The following is a 25824-nucleotide window of genomic DNA, read 5'->3' on the forward strand; positions in this document are numbered from 1 at the left end:
TGGCTGCATGTTGCTTGCCCCCTCCCTTGCCGATATCGAACGCCTCGCACAAGCCGCCGTGGAGCGCTTGCCCGACCAGTTCCGTCGCCACCTCGCCAGCGTCATTCTGAAGGTCGAGGATTTCCCCGACGAAACGGTGATGGCCGAAATGAACCTCGAGACGGAATGGGATCTGCTCGGCCTCTATTGGGGCCGGCATGTCGGCATGAAGGGCGATGTGCCGACCGGCGCGCTGCCGGACATGATCTTCCTCTATCGCCGGCCGATGCTCGATGTGTGGGCCGAAAGCGGCGAGACGCTGGAACTGCTGGTGACCCATGTGCTGGTGCACGAAGTGGGGCATCATTTCGGGTTGAGCGACGAGGCGATGGACGAGATCGAGAGCAGCGCGGCGAGCGAATAGCGCAGCTATTCGCAGACTAGCGCAAGCTCGGCCGAGGGCGCCCACGAAAATGCCATTTTGGCCACGGCCGGCGGCGGAGCCGCCGAGTCCGTTTGGGGTGAGCAGGAAGTGAGCAAGACAGTGCGTGGCGGAGCCACGCCGTCGGACGAGTCAAAAAGGGCGGCCCTGAGGGGCCGCCCTTTTCGCTCGCCGTCCGTGCTTGTGCGAGTCGGTGGCTAACGCTGCGCGTTAGCCACGCGCCGCACTGCTCAGAAATTCACCCGGCCCGTGATGCCGAAATAGCGATCCGCTTCACGTGGGATCAGGTAACGGAACGCCCCACCGGGGCCGCCATTGGTGATCTGCGCCGCAAAGCTCTGATCAAACAGGTTCTTGACGATGAAGGTCAGGCGGAACCTGTCATCCTTTTCTACCAGGCCGAACTGCAGATCAACCAGGCTGTAGGGCCGGATCGTGCCGGCATCGCGGATCGCCTGGCTGGCATCGAACAACGACAGCTGGCTCGACTGGGTCGAGACGTTGCCGGCGAGGGTGAAATCAACTGCGCCGCCGGTGCGATAGCGGTAATCCATACCCAGGCTGCCCTTCCACTTGGGCGCAAAGCCCAGCGGGGTGCCGGCCGGGATCACGGCAGCGCCCGGCGGTGCACGGAAGGCATCAACCTGCGCATCGGTGTAGGCAAGGCCGCCCACGAAATTCAGATCCTTGGCCGGGCGCCACACGAAGTCCAGTTCAACGCCGCGGGTCGACACGTCACCAGCGTTGGTGAAGCGGGTCACCACCACGCCAGCCACCAGATCCGGGTTGTTGGCCTGGAAATTCTTGTACTTCGCATAGAAGGCAGCGAGGTTCAGCGTCAGCGAGCCGCCGAACAGCGTGTTCTTCAGGCCGATTTCATAGGAATCGGCGATTTCCGCCGCGATGACGTTGGTGCCAGTCGGGTTGAGGTTGAAGAAGGTGTTGTAGGCCGGGCCCTTGTAGCCGCGGCTGTAGGTACCATAGGCCATCACATCGTCACTGAAATCATACTGCAGGCCCAGCTTGCCCGACAGGTTGGTGGCGCTGGTCTTGGCGCGGAACGGCGTGCCATTGCTGAGGGTCGGATCGCCGTTGTTCTGCCCGAAGTTCGAGCTGTCATAAACGCCCTGATCGAAGTTGCGGGCAATGCCGGGCAGGCCGCCGATGTTGGGCGAGGCGACGCGGCTGTGGAAGATCGACAGTTCATCCGCCGTGAAGCGCAGGCCGACAATGGCGCGGAGCCGGTCGTTGAAGGCATAGGTGCCCTGGCCGAACAGCGCATAGTTGTCGAAGGCCGAACCGAAGGTTGCGGTGCCGCTGACATTTTCGGCCGGGAAGCCGGGCGAACCGCAGGTGACCAGCGCCACCGGCGACGGCGCGTTGCCGCAGCGGGTGACAAAGCGGCTGAAGGTGCGTTCGGTGACGGCGCGGCTGAAGAAGGCGCCGGCCACATAGGTGAAGGCCTGATCAGCCGGCGAGGTCAGCCGCAGTTCCTGGCTGAAGGTGGTGCCGGTTTGCGGACCATCATCGTGCAGCTGGGCCAGGCCGGCAAAGGCGCCGCCCACCCAATCGCCTTCACGGATTTCGCGGTTGTCATAGCGACGCCAGGCGCTGATCCAGGTCAACGTGTGGGTGCCGACTTCGGCATCCACCTGGGCCGAGATGCCATAGCTTTCTTCTTCAGTGCGGGTAACGAGATTGTGCCGCACGGTGCGGGTTTCATCGCCCTGGAAATTGATGCCGGCCAGCGCCAGTGCGGCCACGCCGGTGGGCGTGGTGCCGATCACTTCGGCGCAGCAATCGTCGTTGGCCTTGCGCCAATCGGCGATCACCGTCAGCTTCACTGTCTCGGTCAGGTCGGCTTCGATGATGCCGCGCACGCCGTAACGGTCATAGCCGTTGACGCGGCGGTTCACGCCGGCAGCATCGTTGAAGATGTTGCCGTCATAATTGCTGTAGAAGGCGGTCAGGCGGGTGCGGACGTTGTCGCTCAGCGGCACGTCAACGCCGGCGCGCACGCGATATTCATTGCCGTTGCCAAAGAACCAGCCGCCTTCGGCATAGCCACCGAGTTTATCGCCCGGGCGCTTGGAGACGATGTTGACCACGCCGGCCGAGGAGTTCTTGCCGAACAGCGTGCCTTGCGGGCCGCGCAGCACTTCGATGCGATCAATGTCGACCAGATCGGAGAAGGCTTCGCCGGCGCGGGCCAGTACGACGCCATCAAGCACGGTGGAGATCGACGGTTCGCCGGCCAGTGAGAAGGTCGCCGTGCCAACGCCGCGAATATAGAGCGACTGGTTGATGCTGGTGCCCGACTTGCGGAAGTTCAGCGACGGCACAAGATATTGGGCGTTTTCAAGGTTGAGCGCGCCCTGGCGGGCGAGCTGGTCTCCACCCACCACCGACACGGCGAGCGGAATGTCCTGCAGCTTTTCACTGCGCTTTTGCGCGGTGACGATGATTTCGACTGATTCATTGTCTTCGGCCACGGTCTGGGCCAGGGCCGGTGCGGCGGCCAAGGCGAACAAGGCGGCGCTGCTCATCAGGATGCTGCGGATCATGTCACTCCCCTTCAATTGACCGGACGATTGCCGGCTTCATCGCGCAGCTTCACTGCGGCGTGTTGCATTGCCAAGACAGGCTTTCTTGACCGAGGTCAATCTGGGTTGGGAACGTTCTTGTGCAGTTCCGGCCACGCTGTGGTAACAGAGTCACACTCGAAACGGCGCGCTACAGGCCAAGTTCCGCCATGGTCACGGCGCGGTGTTCCTTTGCCGAAATTTCGGCGGCAAGGCCGATGGCGACGGCGCGCAGGCCATCATCGGCGGTCACGATCACCGGGCCGTTGCCCCGCACGGCCGCCGCAAAATGGCGGTGCTGGAAGAAGGTGGAACCATGGTGCTGCCCGGCGGCCAGCGCATCAGGCGGGGTTTCGACATGCCAGCGCGTCGCCTGCTTGGGATTCATGAAGCCAACGCGGGGGCTGTGGATGATGTCGCCAGCCGGGATCAGCACGTCCAGGCGCGCCTTGTCGCCGGTGGCGAGGATTTCTTCCTGCTGCTCGGCGCCATCGGCGAACATGCACAGATCGAGCATGGCGCGCACGCCATTGGCGAAATCCACCACCGTATAGCTGTTGTCGATGATGTCGGGCGTCTTGCCGTCGTAGCGTTCATCCTTGTGGTTCACGTCCATCGCGCCGCTGCAATAGACCCGCACCGGTTCGGCCTGCACGATGTGGCGCATCAGATCGAAGAAGTGGCAGCATTTTTCGACCATCGTGCCGCCGCTGTTGACCGAGAAGCGGTTCCAGTCGCCCACCTTCACCAGGAAGGGAAAGCGATGTTCGCGGATGGAGAGCATCTGCAGCGTGCCGACCTTGCCGGCGTGGATGTGCGACACGAACTCGCTGACCGGCGGCATGAAGCGATATTCCATCGCGGTCCAGAAGGTCTTGTCATAGCCCGCCACGGAAGCTGCCACGGCCTTGGCGTCTTCCAGCGTCGTCGCCAGCGGCTTTTCGCACAGGATATGCAGGCCAGCGTCCATCAGAGGCCCCAGCACGGCGCGATGGGTGAAATTGGGCGAGGCGACGACAACCGCATCGCACAGGCCCGACGCCGCCAGCGCCGCTGCATCAGGAAAACGTGCCACGGCGTGCCCAATGGCCTTTTCCGCCCGATCGAGGCAGGCGGGCACCGGATCGGCGATGGCCGTGATGCTGCCGCCGCCCAGCAGCTGGATATTGGCGACATGTTCCAGCGCCATCATGCCGGTGCCCACAATGCCCCAGCGGATCGTATCGGTGCTTCCCATTTGCCAGTTCCTCGCGCTATCAGACCAAAATGTCGCAGATAGCCCTTAGCCCCAATCGCCGCCCGCTGGGCAAGTCCGAATTTCAGGTGAGCCCGTTGGCCTGGGGGATGTGGCGCTTTGCCGGCGATGATGTTGCCGCCGCCCAGGCCCGCTGCGAGGCGGCGCTGGCGGCAGGGATCAATTTCTTCGATACGGCCGATATTTACGGGCCCGACAATGACGAGCCGTTCGGCGCTTCCGAAGCACTGCTGGGCCGCGTGTTCAAGGCCGCCCCGGCCCTGCGCGGGCAGATCGTGCTGGCCTCGAAGGGCGGCATCAGCATGGGTGTTCCCTACGACTCGTCGCCCGAATATCTGGTTTCCGCCATTGATGCCTCGCTCACGCGGCTGGGCGTCGAACGTATCGATCTGTGGCAGATCCACCGGCCCGACATGCTTACCCACTGGGCCGATGTCGCCGCCACGCTCGACGAGCAGGTGCAGGCCGGCAAGATCGGCGCGGTCGGCGTCTCCAACTTCACCCCGGCGCAGACGCGCGCGCTGGCGGCGCATCTGAAAGCGCCGCTGGTTTCCACGCAGCCGGAATTCTCGGTGCTGGCGTTGGCGCCCTTGTTCGACGGCACGCTCGATCTCGCCATGGAAATGGGTCAGGCCGTGCTCGGTTGGTCGCCGCTGGGCCAGGGCCGGCTGGGCGATGGCGATCCGCGCCCGGGACGCAGACAAGCCGAGGATGACCGCTTGATCCGCGTCAAGGCGGCGCTTGCCGCCCACGGGCAGAAGTTCGGCGTGAGCATCGCCGCCACGGCCTATGCGTGGGTGCTGGCGCATCCGGCCGGCATCACGCCGATCGTGGGCAGCCAGAACCCGGCCCGCATTGCCGAAGCGGCCGATGCTTTCAAGGTGACGTTCACGCGGGCGGAATGGTACGCCATCCTGGTCGCATCGCTTGGGGAGAATTTGCCGTGAGTGGGCCCGAAATCAGCTGGTTCTCCGCGCTGTGCGACGATGATTATGAGTTTCTGGGCGTGCCTGATCCGGGCCTGCGCTCCAGCTGGGAACATTGCCGCAATATCGTGCTGACCGCCGAAAAGGGCGGGTTCGACAATATATTGCTGCCGTCCGGCTATCAGCTCGGCATCGACACGCAGATGTTTGCCGGCGCCATCGCTGCGCTCACCACGCGCATCCGCCTGCTGATGGCGATCCGCGTCGGTGAAACCTGGCCGCCGCAGCTGGCTCGCCAGATCGCCACGCTCGACCAGATCCTGGGTGGCCGCCTCACCGTCAACATCATCTCGTCTGACATGCCGGGCGAAGTGCTGGCTTCCAAGCCGCGCTATGATCGCACGGTCGAAGTGATGAAGATTCTTAAAGTCCTGCTCAACGGCAACGCGCTCGACCACCAGGGCGAGTTCTACAAGCTGCAGCTGCCGCCGCCCAATGTGAAGACCGTTTCCGGCAAATGCCCGCCGCTCTATTTCGGTGGCCTGTCCGAAGACGCGCGCGAGGCCGCCGCCGAAGCCGCTGACGTCTATCTGATGTGGCCCGACACGATGGACAAGGTGAAGGAAGTCGTCGCCGACATGACCGCCCGCGCCGCCAAGCGTGGCCGCACGCTGAAGTTCGGCTACCGCGTCCACGTCATCGTGCGCGAGACGGAGGCTGAGGCCCGGAACGCCGCCGATCACCTGCTGTCCAAGCTCGACGCCGCCACCGGTGACGCCATCCGCGCCAAGTCGCTCGACAGCCAGTCCGTCGGCGTCCAGCGCCAGGCCGAGCTGCGCGACAAGGCGTCGGACGGCTATGTCGAGGACAATCTGTGGACCGGCATCGGCCGTGCCCGGTCGGGCTGCGGCGCCGCGCTGGTCGGCGATCCCGATCAGATCGTCGCCAAGCTGCAGGCCTACCAGGCCGCCGGCATGGAAGCCTTCATCCTCTCCGGCTACCCCCATGCCCGTGAAGCTGATCTGTTCAGCCGGCATGTGCTGCCGAAACTGGCACACGGCCCGCTGGTGATGTGAGCGGCGCGCTGGCTGAGGCCAGCGCCTGGGCGCATGTGCAGCCAGACTGAACCGCCCGGGCCGCGCCTGTCGCGGCACGCGCTTGGACAGGTGCGCTCTTCGACAGGTTCAGGATGAGCGCATTCTTCGATTCACCCAGGACACAAGCGCGCCCGACCTGATCCGCCGCGAAAATTGCACAAATGTGACAGTTGGTTGCGGAATCGGGCCTGAATGTGGCGTGATGAAAATCTTAACAGGCAGCGACGTTGAAGATATTGGCGACCCAGTGCCAATTTCTCGAAGAATCCCCGCAACACGTCCCGAATTCTGCAGCACATCTGCTGTCGCCGTTACTGCAAGCTCGACTGCTTGACTCCAACTGGCGAATCACGGACACTTCGGTTGTGGGGAATTTTCATGCCGCAACTGCACAATCAGTTTGCTGACCATTTTGGTGCCGATGTCTCGGCCGCCGCAGAAGGTCGTGCGATGTGCCTCGTCATTGGCCACCGTTCGCCGCTTGCCGCCATCAATATGGTGGGCGGCACCGCCGTTGCGGCTCTGCCGAACCATCGCGTGGTCGCCATCGTCGATCTGCGGAACCTGCCGCTGTTGCAGCGGCATGAGGATGTGCGGGTGGCCGGCCCGATCTCGATCGATCCGCAGCGTTTTGCAGCTTTTCAGAAACTTGTGGGTGCCCGGCCCTGATCCCGGCACGCATTCGCGTTTGACAGTGAAGGAGCAGTGATCATGGCAAGTGTCGGACAAGAACTACTTGATGTGCCCCTGCCGGAAATGGTGCTGAAGCTGGCGCTGGGCATCGCCGAGGCGCAGCGCGCGCTGGACACCAACAGCATCGAAACCGCCAAGGCGCTGGCGGAAGAGAAGATCGAGATCATTCCGCAGATCACCGAAACCATCGCGGCCAATGGCAATGTCAGCTTTGTGACGGCGCCGGCGGTGGAAATGTCGCTGATGCAGGTCGGCCTGTTCCCGACCTTCTACCAATTTGCCGAAGCCACCATCGAAGTGACGATGGACATCAAGACTTCGCTCAACACCGAGACCAGCATCAAGGTGGGGACCAAGGCCAAGGTGGGCTTTGCGATGTGGAGCGCCAGCGTACGGGTCGATGTGGCGCACAACCGCAAATTTTCCAAGGAAGTGCGTGGCACCAGCCGGCTGCTCACCCGCATGGTGCCGGTGCCGCCGCCAGCCCGGCTGTTTCCGCAGATCAAGACGGTGGATAATCGCGTCGCCACGCCGCCGACACCCTGAGGGATCGAACCATGGCGGTCCCACCGATCAAGCGGGGGGTGCCCGGCTTTCGGGCCCCGTTGGTATCCCCCGCCCAACCCCTGCCGGAAGTGGCCAACGTCAGCTTTGGCGATCTCGTGCGCATGCTCGCCGAAGGCATCGCCGATGCCCAGCTGGCATTGGATCGATCCAGTGCGGAAATGGCGCTGGAACTGGCCCAATCCCAGGTCGAAATCGTTCCCGCGATCATCGAGACGGTGGATGCCGACGGCAACATCAAGTTCAGCAGGGCCGAAACCCAGACAGTCTCGCTGCTGGAAATCGGCATCATGCCGACCTTCTATCAGTTCCGCGAAGCCACGGTCGAAGTATCGATGGATGTGCACATCGTCGAGAGCGAGAATGAGCAGACCAAGCAGAAGCGGCTGGGCCTGTTCGCCTCCACGCGCGAAGTGCAACTCGATCGGCGCTTCAACCGCGAAACCAGGGTGGCATCGCGCCTGACCGCCGTTCTGGTGCCAGTGCCATCGCCGATCCGCATCGAACCGGAGCGGCGCACCACGCGGGAGGATGGCTGATGCCGACCGTCAATCTCGATGCATTGATGCGGGCCGCCGGCGCATCGCTGGGCGACGCGCAGGTGGGACTGATCGGCAATGCGCCGCAAGCGCCGACCCGCATGGCGATCGCCGAAGCGACGATGGACATGATGGTGACGGTGGAAGGCACCAGGGGCGAAGCCTTGCAGGTCGCCGCCGTCAACGCTGCCCTGGCCCGCACCGGCACGGTCAATGCCGAGGCGCTGTCGCGGGTGACCATGCGTTTTGTGGCGATGTCGGATCCACTGGGCGCTGCTGCGCCCGCACCCGGTCCAACGTCCGCCTCGCCGCCATCGGGCGGCACAGCGCCGCCCCGCCGGCCGCTCACGCGGGCGGAGATGCAGGCGCAGATGCTGAAACTGCCCGACGTGTCGCCCGTGCTGGCGGCCGGCAAGGAGGTGCGCCTGGATTATACCGCCATCAGTGCCGATCGCACGTTGGTCCGGGCGCTGTCGGACCAGGGTGAAATATTGGCCGTGCGCCTGCTCGATGGATTGAAGTGATGGCCAGGAAGCCGACCAGACCGCCCACGAAGGCGCCGGCCCAGCCGTTGCCTGCCCGCCCTGCCGCTGCCGGCAAGGCGCCGCCCGCGGCACCGGCTGCCGCACCCAGGCCTGTGGCTGCCACGCCCGCACCGGCAGCGGCGCCCGCCAAACCGGCCGTGACAGCGGCAGCGCCCGCTGCCGTACCCGCCAGGGAGCCGGCCAAGCCCGCCGTGAAGCCCGTGGTCCCGCTTTCCGACCGCACTTCGGCACCGGCCAGCGCCGGCTTGATGTCGGCGGCGGATGTGATGCTGCTGCGCGACCGGCTGGATGCGGTGATCAAGGGCGTCGCAACGCCCGATACGGGCAAGGCCGCCGATCCGATTGTCGCGCTGGTGGCCCGCAGCCTGACCGAGGTGCGCGCCGAACATCAATCGCGCCTCGCCGCACTGGAAAAGGATCTGGCGGCGGCGCGGCAGGCCAGTGAAACCTCGGTCGCCGGCCTGCGCGCCAGCCTGGCGGACGCGCTGGCGGCCATGGATGCCACGGTGAAGGAATTGGCCGCGGCGCGGGCCCGGGAATCCGGGCTGAACGAGGAACTGGCGCGCGCGGCCAGGGCGTTGGCCCGGGCCGAGGCCCGCATTGCCGAACTGGCCGAAAAGCCGGCCGCCGATGGCACGCAGCCGGTGGGTGCCGAGGCCTTTGCCGAGCTGGTGGACAAGTTCGTCGGCAGCCTCAACAGCCGGATGGGCTCCCTCAGCCTTGCCGGCGGAGAAATGGTGCTGAAGGCCGGCGTGGCAGCCACAGCCACGGGCGCGCGCTTCGTGCTGCCTTCGGCGACGGGGCCTGCCCCTGGCGTGTTGCAGGAACTGCGCTTGCGGCTCGACCCGAAAAGCTGAGGCAAGGGCAGCGCTTGCGCCCACTCCCATAACTGCGCACAGTCTGTGCCGCAGCAGCGGCCCGGTTGGGCCCGTGGCGCGAGGGGCAGCATGGGGATGTTTGACAGCACGCGCAGGCAATTCATGGCGCAGGCAGGCGCGCTTGCGCTGGCACCGGCGGCGGTCGCCCAGCCGCGCAAGCCGCTCGATCCGCTGCTGGCCATGCCGGGCCGCCACCTGGCGGCGCTGATCGCGGCGCGCAAGGCCAGTGCCGAAGAAGTGATGCGCGCCGTGCTGGCGCAGATTGGCGCGCACAATCCGGCGCACAATGCCATTGTCGCGCTGCAGGATGGTGACCAATTGCTGGCGCAGGCGCGGGCGATGGATGCGCGGCTGGGCGCAGGCGAGACGCCGGGGCCATTGTTCGGCCTGCCCTGGGCGGTGAAGGACCTTGCGGAGGTGATCGGCATCCGCTCGACCGGCGGCTCGCTGGTCAACAAGGACAGGATCCCCACCTGTGAAGGCATCATGGTGCAGCGGCTGCGCCGCGCCGGCGCCATCTTCATCGGCAAGACCAACGCGCCCGAATTCGGCTTTGGCTCCCACACCATCAACCGCGTCTATGGCCCGACCCGCAACAGTTTCGATCCCAGCAAATCGGCTGGCGGCAGCAGTGGCGGCGCAGGCGTGGGCCTGGCGCTCAGGATGCTGCCGCTCGCCGACGGGTCGGATTTCGGCGGCAGCCTGCGCAACCCGGCGGCGTGGAACAATGTGTTCGGCTTTCGCACCGGCACCGGGGTGATCCCGCCCGAAGGCAATGAGCAATGGATTGGCCGGATGGGCGTGCCGGGCCCGATGGCGCGGCATGTTGCCGATCTGGGCCTGGTGCTGTCGGTGATGGCGGGCAAGCACCCGCAGTCGCTGCAATCGATCAATGTTGATGCACGGGCCTTTGCCGGGCCGCTCGATGCGGATTTGAAGGGCGTGCGCATCGGCTGGTTGGGTGATTGGGGCGGGCGCGTGCCGCATGAGCCCGAGGTGCTGCGGATTTGCGAGGCGGCGCTGCCGGCGTTCCGCAGCATCGGTTGCACGGTCGATGTGGCGCAAGTGGATCATGAGATCGAGCCCGTGTGGCAGGCGCTGCTGGTGCTGCGCAGCTGGATGTCGGGCACCGGCCTGCAGCGACTGGCCGATGATCCGGCGACGCGCGACCTGATCGGCAGCCAGGCGCATTGGGAAATCGCCAACAGCCGCACCATCACCGGCGCGCAGGTGTTGAATGCGTCGGCCGTGCGCAGCGCGTGGACCCGGGCAGTGGACCGCCTGTTCGAGCGCCATGATTTCCTGATCGCGCCGGCGGTGCAGTTGTTGCCCTTCCCGGTGGCGCAGAATTGGCCCACCGAAGTGGCCGGGAAACGCATGCGCACCTATCACGAATGGATGCTCGGCACCTTCCTGGTGACGATGACCGGGCTGCCCGCACTCGCCGCGCCGGCGGGCTTCTCGGCGGACGGCCTGCCGGCGGGTATCCAGATCATCGGCCGACGCGGTGCGGAACTGGCCTGCCTGAAACTGGCGCACGCCTATGAACAGGCGGCGAGCGCCGTGGTGCGGCAGCGGCCGCCCGGATTGGCGGCCTGATGCCCATCTATGGCGTGGCGCTGCTGGCCGCCTGCACGCTGGTTGGCCTGTTCGTTGGCGATCTGATCGGGGCCACAATGGGCCTGGAGGCCAATGTTGGTGGGGTTGGCATCGCCATGCTGCTGCTGATCACCCTCACCAACCTGCCGGGGCGGCGGCTGGAGCCAGGTTCGCCCACGGGCAGCGGCGTCCAATATTGGAGCCTGCTCTATATCCCGATCATCGTTGCCATGGCGGCCAGGCAGAATGTGTTTGCGGCGGTTTCAGGCGGGGTGATGGCGATCACGGCAGGCGCGCTGGCCGTGCTGGCGGCGTTTGCGCTGGTGCCGGTGCTCAGCCGCTGGGCCCAAAGGCCTTGATGGTGCGATCATGACGGCACGGCTGGCTGATTTTGCTGGCGACAACGGCCTGCTGGTCGCGTTCGTCTTCGTGGGCCTGGTCATGGCAGTGGCCTACGCTCTGTCCCGCCATGTCGCGCGGGGCACGGTGCATGGTTCGGCCATCGCCATCGCGCTGGGGTTGCTGCTGGCCTTCTGGGCGGGTGCCGATACCGGCGGCACGAATGGCGTGGCGGATTGGCCGCTGCTGGCTGGTATCGGCGTGCTGGGCGGCAACATGTTTCGCGATTTCGCCATTGTCGCCACGGCATTTGGCGTGCGGCTGGCGGATCTGCGCGCCGCCGGGCTGGTGGGCGCCCTTTCCATCCTGATCGGCGTCGTGCTGTCGTTCGCGGTGGGGGCCGCAGTCGCCATCGGTTTCGGCATCACCGATCCGGCCGAGATCGCCACCATCGGCGCTGGCGCGGCCACCTATATCGTCGGCCCCGTCACCGGCGCGTCACTGGGCGTCTCGTCCAGCATCATCTCGCTCAGCATCGCCGCCGGGCTGGTGAAGGCGGTGCTGGTGATGGTGACAACGCCGCTGGTCGCCCGCCGCATCGGCCTCGACAATCCGGCCAGTGCGATGATCTATGGCGGGCTGATGGGCACGACCAGCGGCGTCACCGGCGGGCTGGCGGCGACCGACCCCAGGCTGGTGCCCTATGGCGCGATGACCTCCACCTTCTACACCGGCCTTGGCTGCCTGATGGCGCCATCGGTGCTGTATCTGGCGGTGAAGGCGCTGGTTTAACTGCCGGTGTAACGCGGAGCGCGCTTTTCGCGGTAGCTGCTGAAGGCTTCGCGGAAGTCGTTGGTGCCGGTGGCCAGATGCTGTTCCTTGTCGGCAGCGGCAAAGCCAGTCGCATAGTCCTCGTCCAGCGCCGTCCACACTTGCGCCTTCATCGCTGCGAGGCTGCGCGGGGCGCTGAAGGTGGCGATGCTGCGGGCATAGTCCATCACGTGCGGCAGCAGCGCCTCGTCGTCGAACACGTCGTTCACCAGCCCCAGCGCCTTGGCCTCCGTGCCGTCGAACCGCCGGGCAGTGTAGAGCAGGTCCATGGCCTTCGCCTGACCGATGTGCCGTGTCAGCAGCCAGGCCGAACCCTTTTCGCCGGGCACGCCGATGCGGGCGAAGGTGGCGTTGAACAGGGCCGAGGTGCTGGCGAAGCGGATGTCGCAGTGGAGCGACAGGATGAAGCCCCAGCCGAACGCCGGGCCATTCACCGCCGCGATGGTGGGCTTGCGGCAGGTGATCAGGGCGGGCCAGCCGCCGCTGTAATAGGGGGCCAGCGCCGGGCCGATGTCGTCACCCCATTGCGGCGCGGTGTCGGGAAACGGGTTCACATCGCCGCTGCCGCCGCCACCGATGATGGCCAGATCAAGCCCGGCGCAGAAGCTGCGGCCGGCGCCGGTGACCACGATCACCCTGGCTTCGGGATCAGCGCCGGCCCTTGCCACCGCCGCGAAGAAATCGGTCAGCATGGCGGGCGTGAGCGCGTTCAACTTGTCTGGCCGGTTCAGCGTGATCGTCGCCACCCCGTCGGCCAGATCATAGCGGATCGGGGTGTCGCTCATGCGACCAGCTTCTGCAGCCGGCCGCGGATGATCTCTTCGGCCTCGCGCACCATGGTTTCGATCAGATGCTTGCAGGTCGGGATATCGTGGATCAGGCCCACCACCTGGCCGCACGACCAGCCGCCGGCATCCATGTCGCCGTCCTTCATGATCTTGGGATAGACGCCGGCGACTTCGGCGATGATGTCTTCGAACTTCAGGTCGGCGCCCTTGGTGCGCTCCTTTTCCAGCAGGCGCTCGACAGCGGCGTTGTTGAGCACGCGCTCGGTGTTCCTGAGCGGGCGCATGATCAGGCGGGTATCAAGTTCGGTGGCGGCGACCAGCGCGTCCTTCACATTCTGGTGCACAGGGGCTTCCTTGGTGGCGATGAAGCGGGTGCCCATGTTGACGCCATCGGCGCCCATGCACAGGGCGGCGGCCAGTTGCTTGCCGTTGGCGACACCGCCGCTGGCCACGAAGGGGATCTTCAGCTCCTCGGCGGCGCGCGGCAGCAGCACCCAGTTGCCGACATCATCCTCGCCGGGGTGGCCGCCGCATTCGAAACCGTCCACCGAAACGGCGTCACAACCGATGGCTTCGGCCTTCAGGCTGTGGCGCACGCTGGTGCATTTGTGGATGACCTTGATGCCATGTTCCTTCAGCACCGGCAGCCATTTCGCCGGGTTGTTGCCGGCGGTTTCCACCACCTTCACGCCGCCTTCGATGATCGATTTGATCAGGCCGGGATAATCGGGCGGCGTCACGCTGGGCAGGAAGGTGAGGTTCACGCCGAACGGCTTGTCGGTCATCTCACGGCAGCGGGCAATTTCGGCGGCCAGCTTTTCCGACGTGCCCAGGGTGAGGCCGGTAATGACGCCCAGCCCGCCGGCGTTGGAGACGGCGGCGGCCATTTCGGCAAAGCCGACATAATGCATGCCGCCCTGGATGACCGGATGTTCAATGCCGAACAATTCAGTGATGCGCGTCTTCATGGCGTGGTTCCCCAAGTGAATATGGCCAAAAGCTAACCCGCGCTCAGGCTGGCAGCAATGCCGCGAATGTGGGAGGGTTGGAACGTGATCGAATTCGGCGTGTTGAGCATCACATTGTTGGTCGGCACGGCGCAGGGACTCGTGCTGGCACTGATGCTGTGGCGTGCGCCGGTCAACCGGGCGGCGCGGTGACATTGGTTGCCGATGGCATGGGCGGGGAAAATGGCCGCAAGCTGATGGTGCGCGAGATCTGCCGTTCATCATGCGCCACAGCTATCAGTTGCGGCCCGCCGCCTGAAGGGTTGGCACCCCGCCCGCTGACATGGCAAGACACGGGGATGCAGGCTGGCACGACCATTTTCGAACATATGTCGGGCCTGGCCCGCGCCCATGACGCCATCAACCTGGGCCAGGGCTTTCCGGATTTCGGCTGGCCCGCCGAAGTGCTTGCAGCTGGCGCCACGGCGATCACCACCGGATACAACCAATATCCGCCGATGCGTGGCCTGCCCGAACTGCGCCGCGCGGTGGCGGATTTCTACCGGCGCCGGCAGGGGCTGGCAGTGACGCCGGAGCAGGTGATCGTCACCTCCGGCGCCACCGAGGCGCTGGCGGCCAGCATCATGGCGGTGGCCGGCACCGGCGACGAGGTGATCCTGTTTGCGCCGGCCTATGATGCCTATGCGCCGCTGGTGCGCCGCGCCGGGGCGCAGCCGGTGTGGGTCGATCTGCAGCCGCCGGATTGGCAGGCCAGTGCCGAAGCCATTGCAGCGGCCATCACGCCGGCGACGCGCGCGCTGGTGATCAACACGCCGCACAATCCCACCGGCGGCATTGCCAGCCCGGCGATGCTGGCCGCCATCGCCAGTCTTGCCCGCGCGCACGATCTCACCATCATCAGCGACGAAGTGTGGGAGGAAGTGATCATCGGCGCCGCGCCGCACATCTCGCCCTTCAGCCTGGCCCCCGAACGCACCATCAAGATCGGTTCGGCTGGCAAACTGCTGGCGCTGACCGGCTGGAAGGTCGGCTGGGTGGTGGCCGAGCCGGCACTGGCCGAGCGTGTGGCGCAGGTGCACCAGTTCCTTACCTTCACCACGCCGCCGCCGTTGCAGGTGGCGGTCGCCACCGGGCTCGATCTGCCCGACGCCTGGTATGATGCCGGCCGCGCGCGCTTTGTGGTGGCGCGGGACCGGCTGGCCGCCGCGCTCACCACCGGTGGCTGGGTGCTGCTGCCGACAGCGGGCAGCTATTTCCTCATGGCCGATCTGGCCGCGTCCGGCATTGGCCTTGGCGATCATGATTTCTGTGAGGCGGCGGTGGCCCAGGCCGGCGTTGCGGCCATTCCGCTTTGCGCCTTCATGCCCAATGCGGCGCAGACACGGTTCATCCGGCTGTGCTTTGCCAAGTCCGACGCGGTGCTGGATGCCGGGGCCGAACGGTTGAACGCGGCGCGGCGGCAGTTCGGAACTTGACTGTATTGCAACGCTAAGTCACTATTTCTTCAGGATCGGGAGAGACGACATGGCCGAACAGCGCCTGCGCAGTGGGGAAGTGGTGCGGACCGGCATTGGCCTCGGCTCGGCGCTCGCCGTCACCATCAGCTGGAGCCTGCACAAGAGCCTGCTGTGGGCCATCTTCCATGGCCTTTTGTCGTGGTTCTACGTGATCTATTACGCCATCACGCGCTGATCAGGCGGCGCGGCGGCCTTCCAGCACGCCGGCAAAGCCGCTGAACAGGGCTTCGAAATGGGCGTCGATGGTGCGTGCCGATGGGGCCGCGGCAATGGCCCGGCTGCGCATCGCCGGCAGTTGCGGAATGGCCTCGGCAATGGTGCTGGCGAGACTGGCGGCATCGAGCGACTTGAAGGCCAGGCCCAGGCCGGGCTCCAGCTGGTCGTACGCTGCGCCTTCGTCGGGCACGATCAGCGGCAGCCCGCTGGCCCGGGCTTCGGCGCAGGCGATGCCGAAGGTTTCGGCCGGGGCGCCGTGCACCATCATGTCGGCACTGGCCAGGATGCGGGCGAATTCCGGGCGATCCCGCACCGGCGCGATCAGCTGGATATGCGGATTTTCGCCCACCGCGCGCACCACGGCGGCGCGGGCATGGCCATCGCCCAGGATGATCAGACCCATGGGCCGGCCATAGCTGGCAGCGGTCACCCCGGCGATCACCATCGGCCATTGTTTTTCATGGCTGTGGCGGCCCACACCGATCAGAAGCGTGGCTTCGGGCGGCAGGCTGCACTGGGCCAGCAGGCGGGCGCGCAGTTCTTCATCGCGGTTGGCGGGCGAGAAGACACCGGGGTCCACGCCCAGCGCGTTATCGACCACATGGGTCAGCCCACCATCACGCAGCCGTTTCGACAGGCTGGGCGCCGCCGAAATCACCTGATCATAGCGGGCATCCAGCCGACGCAGGTAGCGCCAGAACCAATCGAAGCTGCGATCGATCGTCTGGCGCGGCAGGAAGCCATCGAGATAGCGATAGACCCAGGCCGACAGCGGTTCGGCGTGCATGAACAGGCTGCGCGGCGCTGCGCCCGGCCAATCGGCGACGGCCGCCGCACTGCCCCACGGCGAGGAACATTCGATGAAATCAGGCTGATGCTCGTCCAGCGCGGCGTGGATGATCCGGTCGCTGGCGAAATAGAAATAATTGCGGTCGAGCGGGAAGCGCGGGCTCTTGATGCTGATCAGCCGCGCCTTGCCGACTTCGCGCACATTGTCCTCCGCGCCGGGCACCACCACGGTCAGGCGCACGCCGTGCTTTTCCGCCACTTCCAGTTTGCGGTGGGTATAGGTGCGGATGCCGCCGCCCTGCGGGGAATAGAGCGCCGAGATGTCGACGAGATGCATCGCGGTGAAATCACTCCTCACCCGCGCCATTGCGGGCTGCATTCACCGTCAATCCGCCGGGTCGGCCCCGTGGTCAAGACCAGATTGCGCTTGCCGCCTCAATCGCGTTCGCGCAGCGGGCCGAAACTCAGCAGCCCCTTGCGGTAATTCAGGCGGATGCTGATCGGCGTCAGCCCCGGCCCGGTCTGGAAGCGTGCTGCCGCAGCCTTTGGCTTGCTCAGCCCCAGGCGCGGGTTGCCCGGAAAGCCGACGCCATCGGTGGACAGGCCGAACTTGCGGTTGGCATCGCGGTCGTGCAGCAGCGACAGCGTGTAGGCCCCGGGGCCCGGCGTGCGGATGCACAAGGTCACGGCACCGGATGCCGGCACCGGCATTTCCACGCGGCGGAAGGTCTTGCCTTCGTTGATCAGGATATTGTCATCCTGCAGGAAATCCTTGTCATTGTCCGGATAGAGCTCGGCCCGCAGCACGCCGCGCCGATCCTTCAGGCCAACCGCGGTGATCAGCACGGCGGGGCCGGCCTCACCCGCCCGGCACTGGCCTTCGGCCTTGCCCAGATTGGGATTGGATTCGACCTGGGCCAGCACCGCAGAAGCGATGGTGAAGGGGGCCAGCGCCAGCAGCGCCGCCAACCGGATTTTCGTCATTTCTTTCGCCATCCAAAGGCTTCTCCGCCCACCAGCAGCAGCCCCAAACCAAGATGCGTGGCCAGCAGCAGGCTGGCCATCATCGCCATCAGCGCGCCAACCTGCGCATCCTGCCCGATCATGAACACGGCCAGTGCGGCGAACACCACATCCTTGTTGGGCAGGAAGGGCAGGCGCGACAGCAACATGCGCATCGCCGAGAGCAGCACCCACAATTCCACCGATTCCGCCGGCAGCGCCAGGTGCCAGCACAGGCCGGTAAGCACCAGCGTGGCGATCACGCGCGCCGTCTGGATGCCGGTGACATACCAGAGATCGGGCGCCGGCAGGCTGAAGAGCTTCTTGCGGAACAGCAGCACGCCGCTCGAAATCACCAGCATCAGCGCAACCGAACCGAAGAAGGCGGTGGTATCGATACCCAGCCGCAGCTGATCGAGCAGCGGATAGGCCAGCAGCATCAGCACCATGGTGATGGCATTGGCGGCCATCGCCGACAGGATGGCGACATCCTTCACCGCGCCGAACGGCGCCGAGATCATGGCCGTCCGCTGCCGCGCCCAGGTGTAGAAATAGAGATCGCCAACATAGCCGGTGACCAGCTCGTTGCCGATCAGCTTGCGCAGCAGGGCGAAGAAGCCAGCCGCCGGGATCTGCCACAGGCGGCGGAAAATGACGAAATCGCCCAGCACGCCGGCGAAATAGGACAGGGCAAACACGATCCAGAAGGCCGGCGACGACGGCACAACGGCGGCAACCTGCGCCAGATCGAGCTGGGCAAGCTGCGTCAGCGCCGCCACCAGCACGGCCAGCGTGATGGCGGTGCCAACCCACCAGGTCCAGCCACGTTCGGTGCGCGGCAGGGCGGGCAGGCCAGTTGGCAAGCCTTCGGGCAGGCCTTCGGGGCCTGCCGGGGCAGTGGCAGCATCGCTTCGAAGCATCTCGGGGGCCAAATTCCTAACTCTCGCCGGCCCTAGAGGCCCAATATGGCAATTTGACGACCGCACGGCGGCGGGCAAATTGGGGATATCGCCTTGTTTCCCTCATGCGTGGTTCATCCCAGCAGCGGCGCGATAGCGGCCAGCAACGCCGGCGCGCGGGCCTGGTGGCAGATCAGGATGTCCGGTGTGAGTGGACGCGGCTGGTTGAACACCAGCGGGCTGCCATCGACACGGCTGACCCACAGGCCGGCGGCTTGCGCCACGGCAGCGGGGGCGCCGCTGTCCCATTCGTGCATGTCGCCCTGGTGCAGATAGACGTCAGCCTCGCCGCGCAGCACCGCCAGCGTCTTGGCTCCGGCACTGCCCATCGGCACCAGTTCGCAGCCGATGCGGGCGGCCAGCGCATCGGCACACGCGGCCGGGCGGCTGCGCGAGACGACGATGCGTAAAGGTGCGGCTTCGGCATGAAGTGCGGGCGGGTGCTGGGTGCAGATGGTCTGATTCAAGGCGGGCTGCGCGACCGCGCCATCGGCAATGCGGCCATCGATGCTGAGTGCGACATGCACGGCCCAATCATCGCGGCGCTCGCCATATTCGCGGGTGCCGTCCAATGGATCGACCAGCCAGACGCGGCGATATTGCAGCCGCGCGAGATCGGGGGCCTCTTCTTCCGACAGGATCGCATCATCCGGCCGCAGCCGGCGCAACTCGGCGACAAGGAAGGCGTTGCTGATGCGGTCGCCTTCGGCACCCAGCGCCTTCCCTTCCGCCGGGCCGCTGCGCAGGTCCAGCAGCATTTGCCCGGCAGCTTGGGCGAGGTGGCGGGCGAGTTCGGCGTCAGTCATGCGGGCTCCCTGCCAGCGTGCGGCGCTGGCGGCAAGATCAATGCTGGTGGATGGCCTTCACCACTTGAAAGGCGCGCATGCCTTCCGGCCCGTCCTCGCTGCCGTGGCCGCTGTCCTTCACCCCACCAAAGGGGGCATCAACCGCGCTCATGCCCATCGTGTTGATACCGATCATGCCGGCCTCCACCGCGTCAGACAGGAGATTGGCGGTGCGGGCATTTTCGGTGAACAGATAAGCGGCAAGGCCGAACGGCAGGCGATTGGCTTCGGCGATGGCGTCATCCAGTGTGGCGACGCGCTGCACGGTGGCGACCGGGCCGAACGGCTCCTCGTTCATCAGGCGGGCGGAAAGCGGCACATCCGCCAGGATGGTGGGTGCCCAGAAATTGCCGGGACCGCTGATACGCTCGCCGCCGGCCAGCAGGATGGCGCCCTGGGTCAGCGCATCACCGATCAGGCCTTCCATGGCGACCGGCCGGCGCGGGTTGGCGAGCGGGCCCATCTGGGTGGCCGCATCAAGGCCAGGGCCGACGGTGAGGGCCTTGGCGCGATCGGCCAGCGCAGCGGCGAAGCGGTCGGCAATGGCTTCGTGCACGATGAGGCGGGTGGGGGAGACGCAGACCTGCCCGGCGTTGCGCCACTTGAACGCCGAAACCATGGTGACGGTCTTTTCGAGGTCGCAATCATCCCAGACGATGACGGGGCCGTGGCCGCCCAGTTCCATGGTGGTGCGCTTGGCGCCATCGGCGGCCAGCCGCATCAGATGCTTGCCCACCGGCACCGAGCCGGTGAAGCTGATCTTGCGGATGATCGGGCTGGCAATCAGGTGGCGCGAGACGGTGTCGGGCACGCCGAACACCATCGAGGCGACGCTGGCGGGCAGGCCGGCATCAAGGAAGCATTGCAGTACCAATATGGCCGTGCCCGGCGCTTCTTCGGGCGGCTTGACGATCATCGAACAGCCGGCGGCCAGCGCAGGGGCGAGCTTGCGCGCCGGGTTGAGGATGGGGAAGTTCCACGGGCACAGCGCCAATGATGGCCCCACCGGTTCGTGGATGACCAGACTGCGCTGCCCGGTGGGGCGGGCCAGCACGCGGCCATAGTTGCGGCGCACCTCGCCGGCGTAGAAATCGACCAGGGCGGCGGTGTAGGCGAGTTCGCCCTTCGCTTCGGCCAGCGGCTTGCCCTGTTCCAGCGTGGCGGTGGTGGCGATGGTCTCCACGCGTTCGCGCAGCAATCGGGCCGCGCCGGCCAGCACGGCGGCCTTTTCATCCACCGATGTCGTCCGCCACAATTTATATCCCCGCGCGGCGGCATCCAGCGCGGCATCGAGATCGGCCGCAGTGGCCAGCGGCAGTTCGGCCAGTACGGCGCCGGTGGCGGGATTGACCACCTGGTGCGTGGCGCGGCCTTCGCCATGCAGCCAGCGGCCATCGATGAACAGGGCAGGGCGGACGGGATAAGCGGTCATGGCAGCGACTCCTTTGCATCCTCTCTAATGCAAGCAGCTTGCCAGCCAAGAGCGGCGCAGGCAGGCTGCGCCAAACGCGGTGGAAATCGGCCGCATTCTGGGGAGATGGGGATGGAGGGTTTGCCAGCCACCCGGCACCCACGGCTTTTGCTGTGGACGCTGTTGGTCGTCTATATCTTCAACTTCATCGATCGGCAGATTGTCGCCATCCTGGCCGAACCGATCTCGCGCGATCTGCATCTGTCTGACAGCCAGCTCGGCCTGCTCACCGGGCTGGCCTTTGCGCTCTTCTATGCCACGCTGGGCGTACCGATCGCGCGGGTGGCCGATAATGGCCGCAGCAACCGCAGCCGGATGATCGCCCTGTTCGTGGCGGTGTGGTCGGTGATGACGGCGCTGTGCGGGGTGGCGCAGAATTTCTGGCAATTGCTGCTCGCCCGCATCGGCGTTGGCGTTGGCGAGGCGGGCTGCACGCCCACTGCCCACGCACTGATTGCCGACAGCCTGCCCCCCGAAAAGCGCGCCGGCGGCATTGCCTTTTTCGGGCTGGGCATCCCCATTGGCGGCCTGATGGGCACGCTGATCGGCGGCGGCATGGCCGAAGCGCTGGGTTGGCGCGAAGCCTTTTGGGTGGTGGGCATCCCCGGGCTGTTGCTGGCGGTGTTCGTGTGGTTTTTCCTGAAGGACCCGCGCCTGGGTCGGGCGGCGCCGGCCAATGCGCCACCGCGGCTTTCGATGTGGGCGAGTCTCAAACTGCTGGCAACCTCGCCGGCCTATTGCCTGGTGCTGTCGGGTGCGTCGCTGGTGGCGTTCCTCAGCTATGGCAAGGGCGTGTGGGTGCTGATCTATTTCCAGCGCACGCACAAATTGTCGGTGGGGCAGACGGCGCTGTGGGTGGGCGTGATATTGGGGATTGCCGGGATCGTCGGCACATGGCTCGGCGGCTGGGCGGCCGACAAGTTCGGATCCAGGGATCGCCGTCACATGCTCACCCTGCCGGCCTGGGCGATGGTGCTGGCAGCGCCAGTGCTCTTTGCCGGCTATATGGTCGATGATTGGCGGCTGGCGATTGCGCTGCTGATCCTGCCCACCGTGGCCAACAGCGCCTATTACGGCCCGGCCTATGGCGCGGCGCAGGTGCTGGCCAGGCCCGACACGCGGGCGATGGCGGCAGCGTGGATGGTGTTTGCGCAGAATCTGATCGGGCTGGGCCTGGGGCCGCTGCTGTTCGGTGCATTGTCTGACATGCTGAAGCCCGAATATGGCATCCAGTCGGTGCGCATGGTGCTCTATTTCGCCGCCTGGGCCGGGCTGGTGCCGGCGTTGCTGTTCTGGCTTGGCGCGCGGGCGCTGGGCCGCGAAGCCAATGGAAAGGACATGACTGATGCAGGTGTTGCGCACGCCGGATGAAGCCTTTGCCGGCATCACCGATTATCCCTTTGCCCCGCATTATCTGGCGCTGACGGACCGCGCGACCGGCACGCCGCTTCGCCTGCACTATGTTGATGAAGGCAATCGCGAAGCCGCGCCCGTGCTGTTGATGCATGGTGAGCCGAGCTGGTCCTACCTCTATCGCAAGTTCGTGCCGCCGCTGGTTGCCGCCGGGCATCGTGTTGTCGCGCCCGATCTGATCGGCTTCGGCAAGTCAGACAAGCCAGCGGACCGCAATGATTACACCTATGAACGCCATGTCGAATGGATGAGCGACTGGCTGACGGCGCTGGACCTCACCGACATCACCCTGTTCTGCCAGGATTGGGGCGGGCTGATCGGCCTCCGGTTGGTGGCGGCCTTTCCGGAGCGGTTTGCGCGGCTGGTCATCGGCAACACCGGCCTTCCCATCGGCACCGGCTGGTCCGAAGGCTTCAAGGCGTGGCTGGAATTCAGCCAGAAGGTGGAGACCTTCCCCGTTGGCTTCATCGTCAACGGTGGCTGCACCCGCGATCTGACGCCGGCCGAAGTGGCGGCCTATGATGCGCCCTTCCCGGACGAGACGTTCAAGGAAGGCGCCCGCCAGTTCCCCACCCTGGTGCCGATCACGCCCGAACATGCCAGCGTCGCCGAAAACAAGGCGGCGTGGGAGGTGCTGAGCCGCTTCGGGAAACCGGTGGTGACCTGCTTTTCCGACAGGGATGCGGTGACCCACGGCGGCGAGAAGGTCTTCATCGAACGCGTGCCGGGCGCACACGGCCAGCCGCACACCATCGTGAAGGGCGGCGGGCACTTCCTGCAGGAAGATGCCCCCGAAGAACTGGTGCGCATCATCCTTGACCACATCAACCGGGGTTGAAACCATGCAGGTGAAGAACGAAACCGCGCCGCGACCGGAACTGGCCCAGGCCTTTTTCAGCGATGCCGATCATGGCCCGATGGTGATGGTCAACCTGCTGAAGTTCAAGGACAAGGCAACCTATCCCGATGGCCGCGATCACGAACTTTCGGGCCGTGAGGCCTATGATCGCTATGGCGCCGGCGTGGTGGCCTGTCTTGAAAAGGTCGGCGGCCGGGTGGTCTATTCCGGGCCGGTCTCGGGCATCATCCTCGGCGATGTCGAGGAGCTGTGGGATGCCGTCGCGCTGGCCTATTATCCCAGCCCGCAGGCCATGCTGCAGATGGTGGCGCTGCCGGAATATCAGGCCATCGAGATCCACCGCTATGCCGGGCTGGCCGGGCAATTGAACATCCGCACGAAAGCGCCACAATGAGCCTCAATTTCGACCTCTTCTGGTCGTTCCGCTCGCCCTATTCCTATCTGCTGCTGCCGCGCGTGGTGGAACTGGTGGCGGCGCACGACGTCGTCTGCAACGTGCGCATCGTCTATCCGATCGCGGTGCGGCAGGCGGATTTCTTTCAGAAGGTCGATCCGCTGTGGGTCTTCTACCTGATGCGGGACACCTACCGGGAGGCGGAATATCTGGGCATGCCCTATCGCTGGCCCAAGCCCGACCCGGTGTACATGGACCCGGCAACCCGGCTCTATCCGCCGGAACAGCCGCACATCCACCGCCTGTCGCATCTTGGCATCGCGGCGACCGAAGCCGGGCGCGGCCTGGCATTCATCCGCGAAGTGTCCCACACCATCTGGTCGGGCACCGTCGATGACTGGCACGAAGGCGACCATCTGGCTGAAGCTGCCGCCCGCGCCGGGCTTGATCTGGCCGCCCTGGATGCCGCCATTGCCGCAAATCCCGATCATTATCGGGCCGCCATCGAGACCAATCAGGAGGCGCAGCGCGCCGCCGGCCATTATGGCGTGCCGCTGATGGCGCTGGATGGCGAACCCTTCTTCGGCCAGGACCGCTTTGATCAGCTGGTGTGGCGGCTCAAGCAGAAGGGGCTGGAGGCGCGTTAGAGATCAATCAGCACGGCCAGCCCCGCCGCCACCGCCGCCGCCACGCCGAGATTGGCCAGCCCCAGCAGCGGCCAGGCCAGCGCCCCGGCCACGGCGCCGCCGATCATCGCCAGCCACAGCAGCAGCCACGGCAGGAAGGCCAACACTGGCCCACCGGCGAAGGCGAGGGCGATGCGCTGGCCGATCTTGACCAGATTGCCGGTCATGAAGGTCAGGCTGATCCGTACGTCGCCGCCGGCTTCAAACACGCAATTTTCCGCGCCCATCGCCATCGCCGCCAGCAGCAGCCCCGGCCAGGTGAAGCCCGATTGGCCCAGCCCGAAGCCGCCGGCCAGCAGCGCCGCCACCAGCAGCAACTGCCCCCGCCTTCGGTGGCTGTTCAGCCGGCGGCCGAACAACGTGGCCAGCGTCACCCCGGCCACGAACGCCGCCAGCAGGCTGCCGGCCAGCGCCGCGATCTCGCGCGCTTGCGCCAGGCCAATGCCCAGCCGCGTGCTGTTGCCGCTCATGAAGCTGACGAACAGGCCGCCGGTGGCGATGAAGCCGACAGCATCGACATAGCCGGCAAGGCCCGCCAGCGCGGCGGCAATCGCCTGATCGCGGCGCGGGTGATCGTGCATGCTACAGCGTGTCTTCGGCGATGGCTGTGCTGCCGGCCGGCAGGTGCAGCACGCTGCCGTCACGCGCCATGCGGATGGGGCCGCTGAACCGTGCCGGCGCATCGCCCAGGAAAGCGGCTTCAAAGAAGCGGTTCGGCACCTGCGGCACGATGTGGGTGAGCATCAGCATCTGCACACCCGCTTGCGCGGCGACGGTGGCGGCCTGTTCGGGGGTGGCGTGATAGGTGAGGATGTCGCGGGTGATCTGCGCGGTGCGGGGCTGGTTGGCATTGGCCAGCCCGCGGGTGATGGCGGCGACAAGGCGCGGTTGCAGGGCTTCGTGCACCAGCACGTCGGCACCTCTGGCTGCCTGCGCAATGGCAGGCGTCGCCGCTGTGTCGCCGCTCACCACCACGGTGCGGCCCTTGTAGCTGATGCGATAGCCATAGGCCGGGGCGACCGGTGCGTGATTGACGGCAAAGGCGGTGATCACCAGGCCACCTGCATTCCACACCACGCCGGGGCCCAGATCCCGCCCGGCAAATTGCCCGCCGCCGGTGGGCACGATGGCTTCGCCATGATGGGCGGTGCGATAGGTGGCATCGGCCTTCAGCATGAGATTGTAACCGGCGGCAACGTCGCTGGTGCCGGGCGGGCCGATCAGCAGCAGCGGGTTGGTGGCGGCACCGCCGGCCCAACGCAGCAGCAGCGCCGGGGCCAGGCCTTCGATATGATCGCTGTGCAGATGCGTCAGCAGCACCCCATCAAGCCCGTCGAGCGCCACGCCCAGCCCCGCGAGCTTGCGCACGCCGCCATCGCCGCCATCGATCAGCAGCAGCGTGTCGCCGGCTTTGACTGCCAGGCACGCTTCGGCCCGGTTCGGATCAGGCACCGGAGAGCCGGTGCCGCAGAAGATCAGGGTGAGGCCATCGCCATAACCGGCCAGCGCGTTGCGCCCGGCGCGGCTCTCTGCCATGCGGCCATACAATGCTTCGCCCAGCGGCGCGCGCTGCCACCACAGGCCGCCAAGGGCAACGACGAGGATCAGCAGGAGCAGCAGGAAACGGCGCATGGATGGAACGCTAAGC

The 25824-nt window shown here is 66.1% G+C and carries 28 protein-coding genes; 17 read left to right on the top strand and 11 right to left on the bottom strand.

Translation table 11 applies throughout. From position 1 onward, the window contains the following. Positions 1 to 7 precede the first annotated feature (7 nt). On the top strand, positions 8 to 403 hold the full coding sequence (locus D619_RS0103490) for a metallopeptidase family protein (RefSeq protein WP_017667180.1): 396 nt from the start codon (positions 8 to 10) through the stop codon (positions 401 to 403). A gap of 248 nt (positions 404 to 651) precedes the next feature. Here D619_RS0103490 and D619_RS0103495 read toward each other — a convergent pair whose 3' ends face one another. After that, complete coding sequence (locus D619_RS0103495) at positions 652 to 2985, bottom strand: TonB-dependent receptor (RefSeq protein WP_017667181.1); 2334 nt, start codon at positions 2983 to 2985, stop codon at positions 652 to 654. Between the two features lie 169 nt (positions 2986 to 3154). Beyond that, on the bottom strand, positions 3155 to 4240 hold the full coding sequence (locus tag D619_RS0103500) for a Gfo/Idh/MocA family oxidoreductase (protein ID WP_017667182.1): 1086 nt from the start codon (positions 4238 to 4240) through the stop codon (positions 3155 to 3157). A gap of 29 nt (positions 4241 to 4269) precedes the next feature. On the opposite strand from D619_RS0103500, the gene D619_RS0103505 reads away from it, so the two are divergent. The 10 genes from D619_RS0103505 (at position 4270) to madM (ending at position 12230) form a co-directional block, all read left to right on the top strand. Next, entirely contained in the window at positions 4270 to 5205 is a 936-nt protein-coding gene (locus tag D619_RS0103505; protein WP_026090676.1) for an aldo/keto reductase, read from the top strand. Further along, complete coding sequence (locus D619_RS0103510) at positions 5202 to 6260, top strand: LLM class flavin-dependent oxidoreductase (protein WP_017667184.1); 1059 nt, start codon at positions 5202 to 5204, stop codon at positions 6258 to 6260. The genes D619_RS0103505 and D619_RS0103510 overlap by 4 nt, the downstream gene beginning before the upstream one ends. A 399-nt stretch (positions 6261 to 6659) precedes the next feature. Then, positions 6660 to 6950, top strand: a complete 291-nt coding sequence (locus D619_RS0103515) for a hypothetical protein (protein WP_017667185.1) — start codon at positions 6660 to 6662, stop codon at positions 6948 to 6950. Positions 6951 to 6992: 42 nt separating this feature from the next. Further along, positions 6993 to 7520, top strand: a complete 528-nt coding sequence (locus tag D619_RS0103520) for a hypothetical protein (RefSeq protein WP_026090677.1) — start codon at positions 6993 to 6995, stop codon at positions 7518 to 7520. 89 nt (positions 7521 to 7609) lie between these two features. Continuing rightward, on the top strand, positions 7610 to 8077 hold the full coding sequence (locus D619_RS0103525) for a hypothetical protein (RefSeq protein ID WP_020480377.1): 468 nt from the start codon (positions 7610 to 7612) through the stop codon (positions 8075 to 8077). Then, positions 8077 to 8601: a hypothetical protein gene (locus D619_RS0103530; protein WP_017667188.1), complete on the top strand. Its 525-nt coding sequence runs from the start codon at positions 8077 to 8079 to the stop codon at positions 8599 to 8601. The genes D619_RS0103525 and D619_RS0103530 overlap by 1 nt, the downstream gene beginning before the upstream one ends. 113 nt (positions 8602 to 8714) lie before the next feature. Continuing rightward, a complete protein-coding gene (locus D619_RS0103535) occupies positions 8715 to 9479 on the top strand; it encodes a hypothetical protein (protein WP_193743245.1) in 765 nt (254 codons plus the stop codon). A 123-nt stretch (positions 9480 to 9602) separates the two neighbouring features. Further along, positions 9603 to 11099: an amidase gene (locus D619_RS0103540; RefSeq protein WP_033372898.1), complete on the top strand. Its 1497-nt coding sequence runs from the start codon at positions 9603 to 9605 to the stop codon at positions 11097 to 11099. Next, positions 11099 to 11458, top strand: coding sequence for a malonate transporter subunit MadL (gene madL / locus D619_RS0103545; RefSeq protein WP_017667191.1), 360 nt, complete (start codon positions 11099 to 11101; stop codon positions 11456 to 11458). The genes D619_RS0103540 and madL overlap by 1 nt, the downstream gene beginning before the upstream one ends. Positions 11459 to 11468: 10 nt before the next feature. After that, positions 11469 to 12230, top strand: coding sequence for a malonate transporter subunit MadM (gene madM, locus D619_RS0103550; protein WP_017667192.1), 762 nt, complete (start codon positions 11469 to 11471; stop codon positions 12228 to 12230). On the opposite strand, the gene D619_RS0103555 is transcribed toward madM, so the two are convergent. Together D619_RS0103555 and D619_RS0103560 are read right to left on the bottom strand one after the other, a co-directional pair. Further along, positions 12227 to 13054, bottom strand: coding sequence for an enoyl-CoA hydratase-related protein (locus D619_RS0103555; protein ID WP_017667193.1), 828 nt, complete (start codon positions 13052 to 13054; stop codon positions 12227 to 12229). The genes madM and D619_RS0103555 overlap by 4 nt on opposite strands. Beyond that, entirely contained in the window at positions 13051 to 14025 is a 975-nt protein-coding gene (locus tag D619_RS0103560; protein WP_017667194.1) for a nitronate monooxygenase family protein, read from the bottom strand. The genes D619_RS0103555 and D619_RS0103560 overlap by 4 nt, the downstream gene beginning before the upstream one ends. Positions 14026 to 14363: 338 nt before the next feature. On the opposite strand from D619_RS0103560, the gene D619_RS0103570 reads away from it, so the two are divergent. Both D619_RS0103570 and D619_RS18005 read left to right on the top strand, forming a co-directional pair. Continuing rightward, complete coding sequence (locus tag D619_RS0103570) at positions 14364 to 15500, top strand: aminotransferase class I/II-fold pyridoxal phosphate-dependent enzyme (RefSeq protein WP_017667196.1); 1137 nt, start codon at positions 14364 to 14366, stop codon at positions 15498 to 15500. A gap of 49 nt (positions 15501 to 15549) precedes the next feature. After that, positions 15550 to 15717, top strand: a complete 168-nt coding sequence (locus tag D619_RS18005) for a hypothetical protein (protein ID WP_017667197.1) — start codon at positions 15550 to 15552, stop codon at positions 15715 to 15717. On the opposite strand, the gene D619_RS0103580 is transcribed toward D619_RS18005, so the two are convergent. The 5 genes from D619_RS0103580 to D619_RS0103600 form a co-directional block, all read right to left on the bottom strand. Next, positions 15718 to 16926 (bottom strand): glycosyltransferase, encoded by a 1209-nt coding sequence (locus D619_RS0103580; protein WP_243442600.1) that lies wholly within the window; start codon positions 16924 to 16926, stop codon positions 15718 to 15720. Positions 16927 to 16982: 56 nt separating this feature from the next. Further along, positions 16983 to 17531 carry a DUF2141 domain-containing protein gene (locus D619_RS0103585; protein WP_017667199.1) on the bottom strand — a complete coding sequence of 183 codons (549 nt, stop codon included), beginning with the start codon at positions 17529 to 17531 and terminating at the stop codon, positions 16983 to 16985. Next, positions 17528 to 18469, bottom strand: coding sequence for a hypothetical protein (locus D619_RS0103590; protein ID WP_017667200.1), 942 nt, complete (start codon positions 18467 to 18469; stop codon positions 17528 to 17530). Before D619_RS0103590 ends, D619_RS0103585 begins: the two co-directional genes overlap by 4 nt. 113 nt (positions 18470 to 18582) lie before the next feature. Next, the gene (locus D619_RS0103595; RefSeq protein ID WP_017667201.1) at positions 18583 to 19314 is read right to left on the bottom strand and encodes a 3'(2'),5'-bisphosphate nucleotidase CysQ; all 732 of its coding nucleotides are present in this window, start codon (positions 19312 to 19314) and stop codon (positions 18583 to 18585) included. Positions 19315 to 19351: 37 nt separating this feature from the next. After that, positions 19352 to 20785 carry an NAD-dependent succinate-semialdehyde dehydrogenase gene (locus tag D619_RS0103600; RefSeq protein ID WP_017667202.1) on the bottom strand — a complete coding sequence of 478 codons (1434 nt, stop codon included), beginning with the start codon at positions 20783 to 20785 and terminating at the stop codon, positions 19352 to 19354. Between the two features lie 111 nt (positions 20786 to 20896). Here D619_RS0103600 and D619_RS15445 point away from each other — a divergent pair, with 111 nt between their 5' ends. The 4 genes from D619_RS15445 to D619_RS0103620 are packed head-to-tail and all read left to right on the top strand — an operon-like array spanning position 20897 to position 24137. After that, positions 20897 to 22195 carry an MFS transporter gene (locus tag D619_RS15445; RefSeq protein WP_243442601.1) on the top strand — a complete coding sequence of 433 codons (1299 nt, stop codon included), beginning with the start codon at positions 20897 to 20899 and terminating at the stop codon, positions 22193 to 22195. Next, positions 22170 to 23075 (top strand): haloalkane dehalogenase, encoded by a 906-nt coding sequence (locus D619_RS0103610; RefSeq protein ID WP_017667204.1) that lies wholly within the window; start codon positions 22170 to 22172, stop codon positions 23073 to 23075. Before D619_RS15445 ends, D619_RS0103610 begins: the two co-directional genes overlap by 26 nt. After that, positions 23053 to 23490 carry a DUF1330 domain-containing protein gene (locus D619_RS0103615; RefSeq protein WP_243442602.1) on the top strand — a complete coding sequence of 146 codons (438 nt, stop codon included), beginning with the start codon at positions 23053 to 23055 and terminating at the stop codon, positions 23488 to 23490. The genes D619_RS0103610 and D619_RS0103615 overlap by 23 nt, the downstream gene beginning before the upstream one ends. Continuing rightward, positions 23487 to 24137: a DsbA family protein gene (locus tag D619_RS0103620; protein WP_017667206.1), complete on the top strand. Its 651-nt coding sequence runs from the start codon at positions 23487 to 23489 to the stop codon at positions 24135 to 24137. The genes D619_RS0103615 and D619_RS0103620 overlap by 4 nt, the downstream gene beginning before the upstream one ends. Here the strand turns inward: D619_RS0103620 and D619_RS0103625 are convergent. Both D619_RS0103625 and D619_RS0103630 read right to left on the bottom strand, forming a co-directional pair. After that, entirely contained in the window at positions 24134 to 24757 is a 624-nt protein-coding gene (locus D619_RS0103625; protein WP_017667207.1) for a DUF1275 family protein, read from the bottom strand. The two genes, D619_RS0103620 and D619_RS0103625, sit on opposite strands and share 4 nt — an antisense overlap. 1 nt (position 24758) lies before the next feature. Continuing rightward, positions 24759 to 25808: an MBL fold metallo-hydrolase gene (locus D619_RS0103630; RefSeq protein WP_017667208.1), complete on the bottom strand. Its 1050-nt coding sequence runs from the start codon at positions 25806 to 25808 to the stop codon at positions 24759 to 24761. Positions 25809 to 25824: the final 16 nt, after the last annotated feature.

Origin of the sequence: Sandarakinorhabdus sp. AAP62, from assembly GCF_000331225.1 — a bacterium.
Classification (GTDB): domain Bacteria; phylum Pseudomonadota; class Alphaproteobacteria; order Sphingomonadales; family Sphingomonadaceae; genus Sandarakinorhabdus.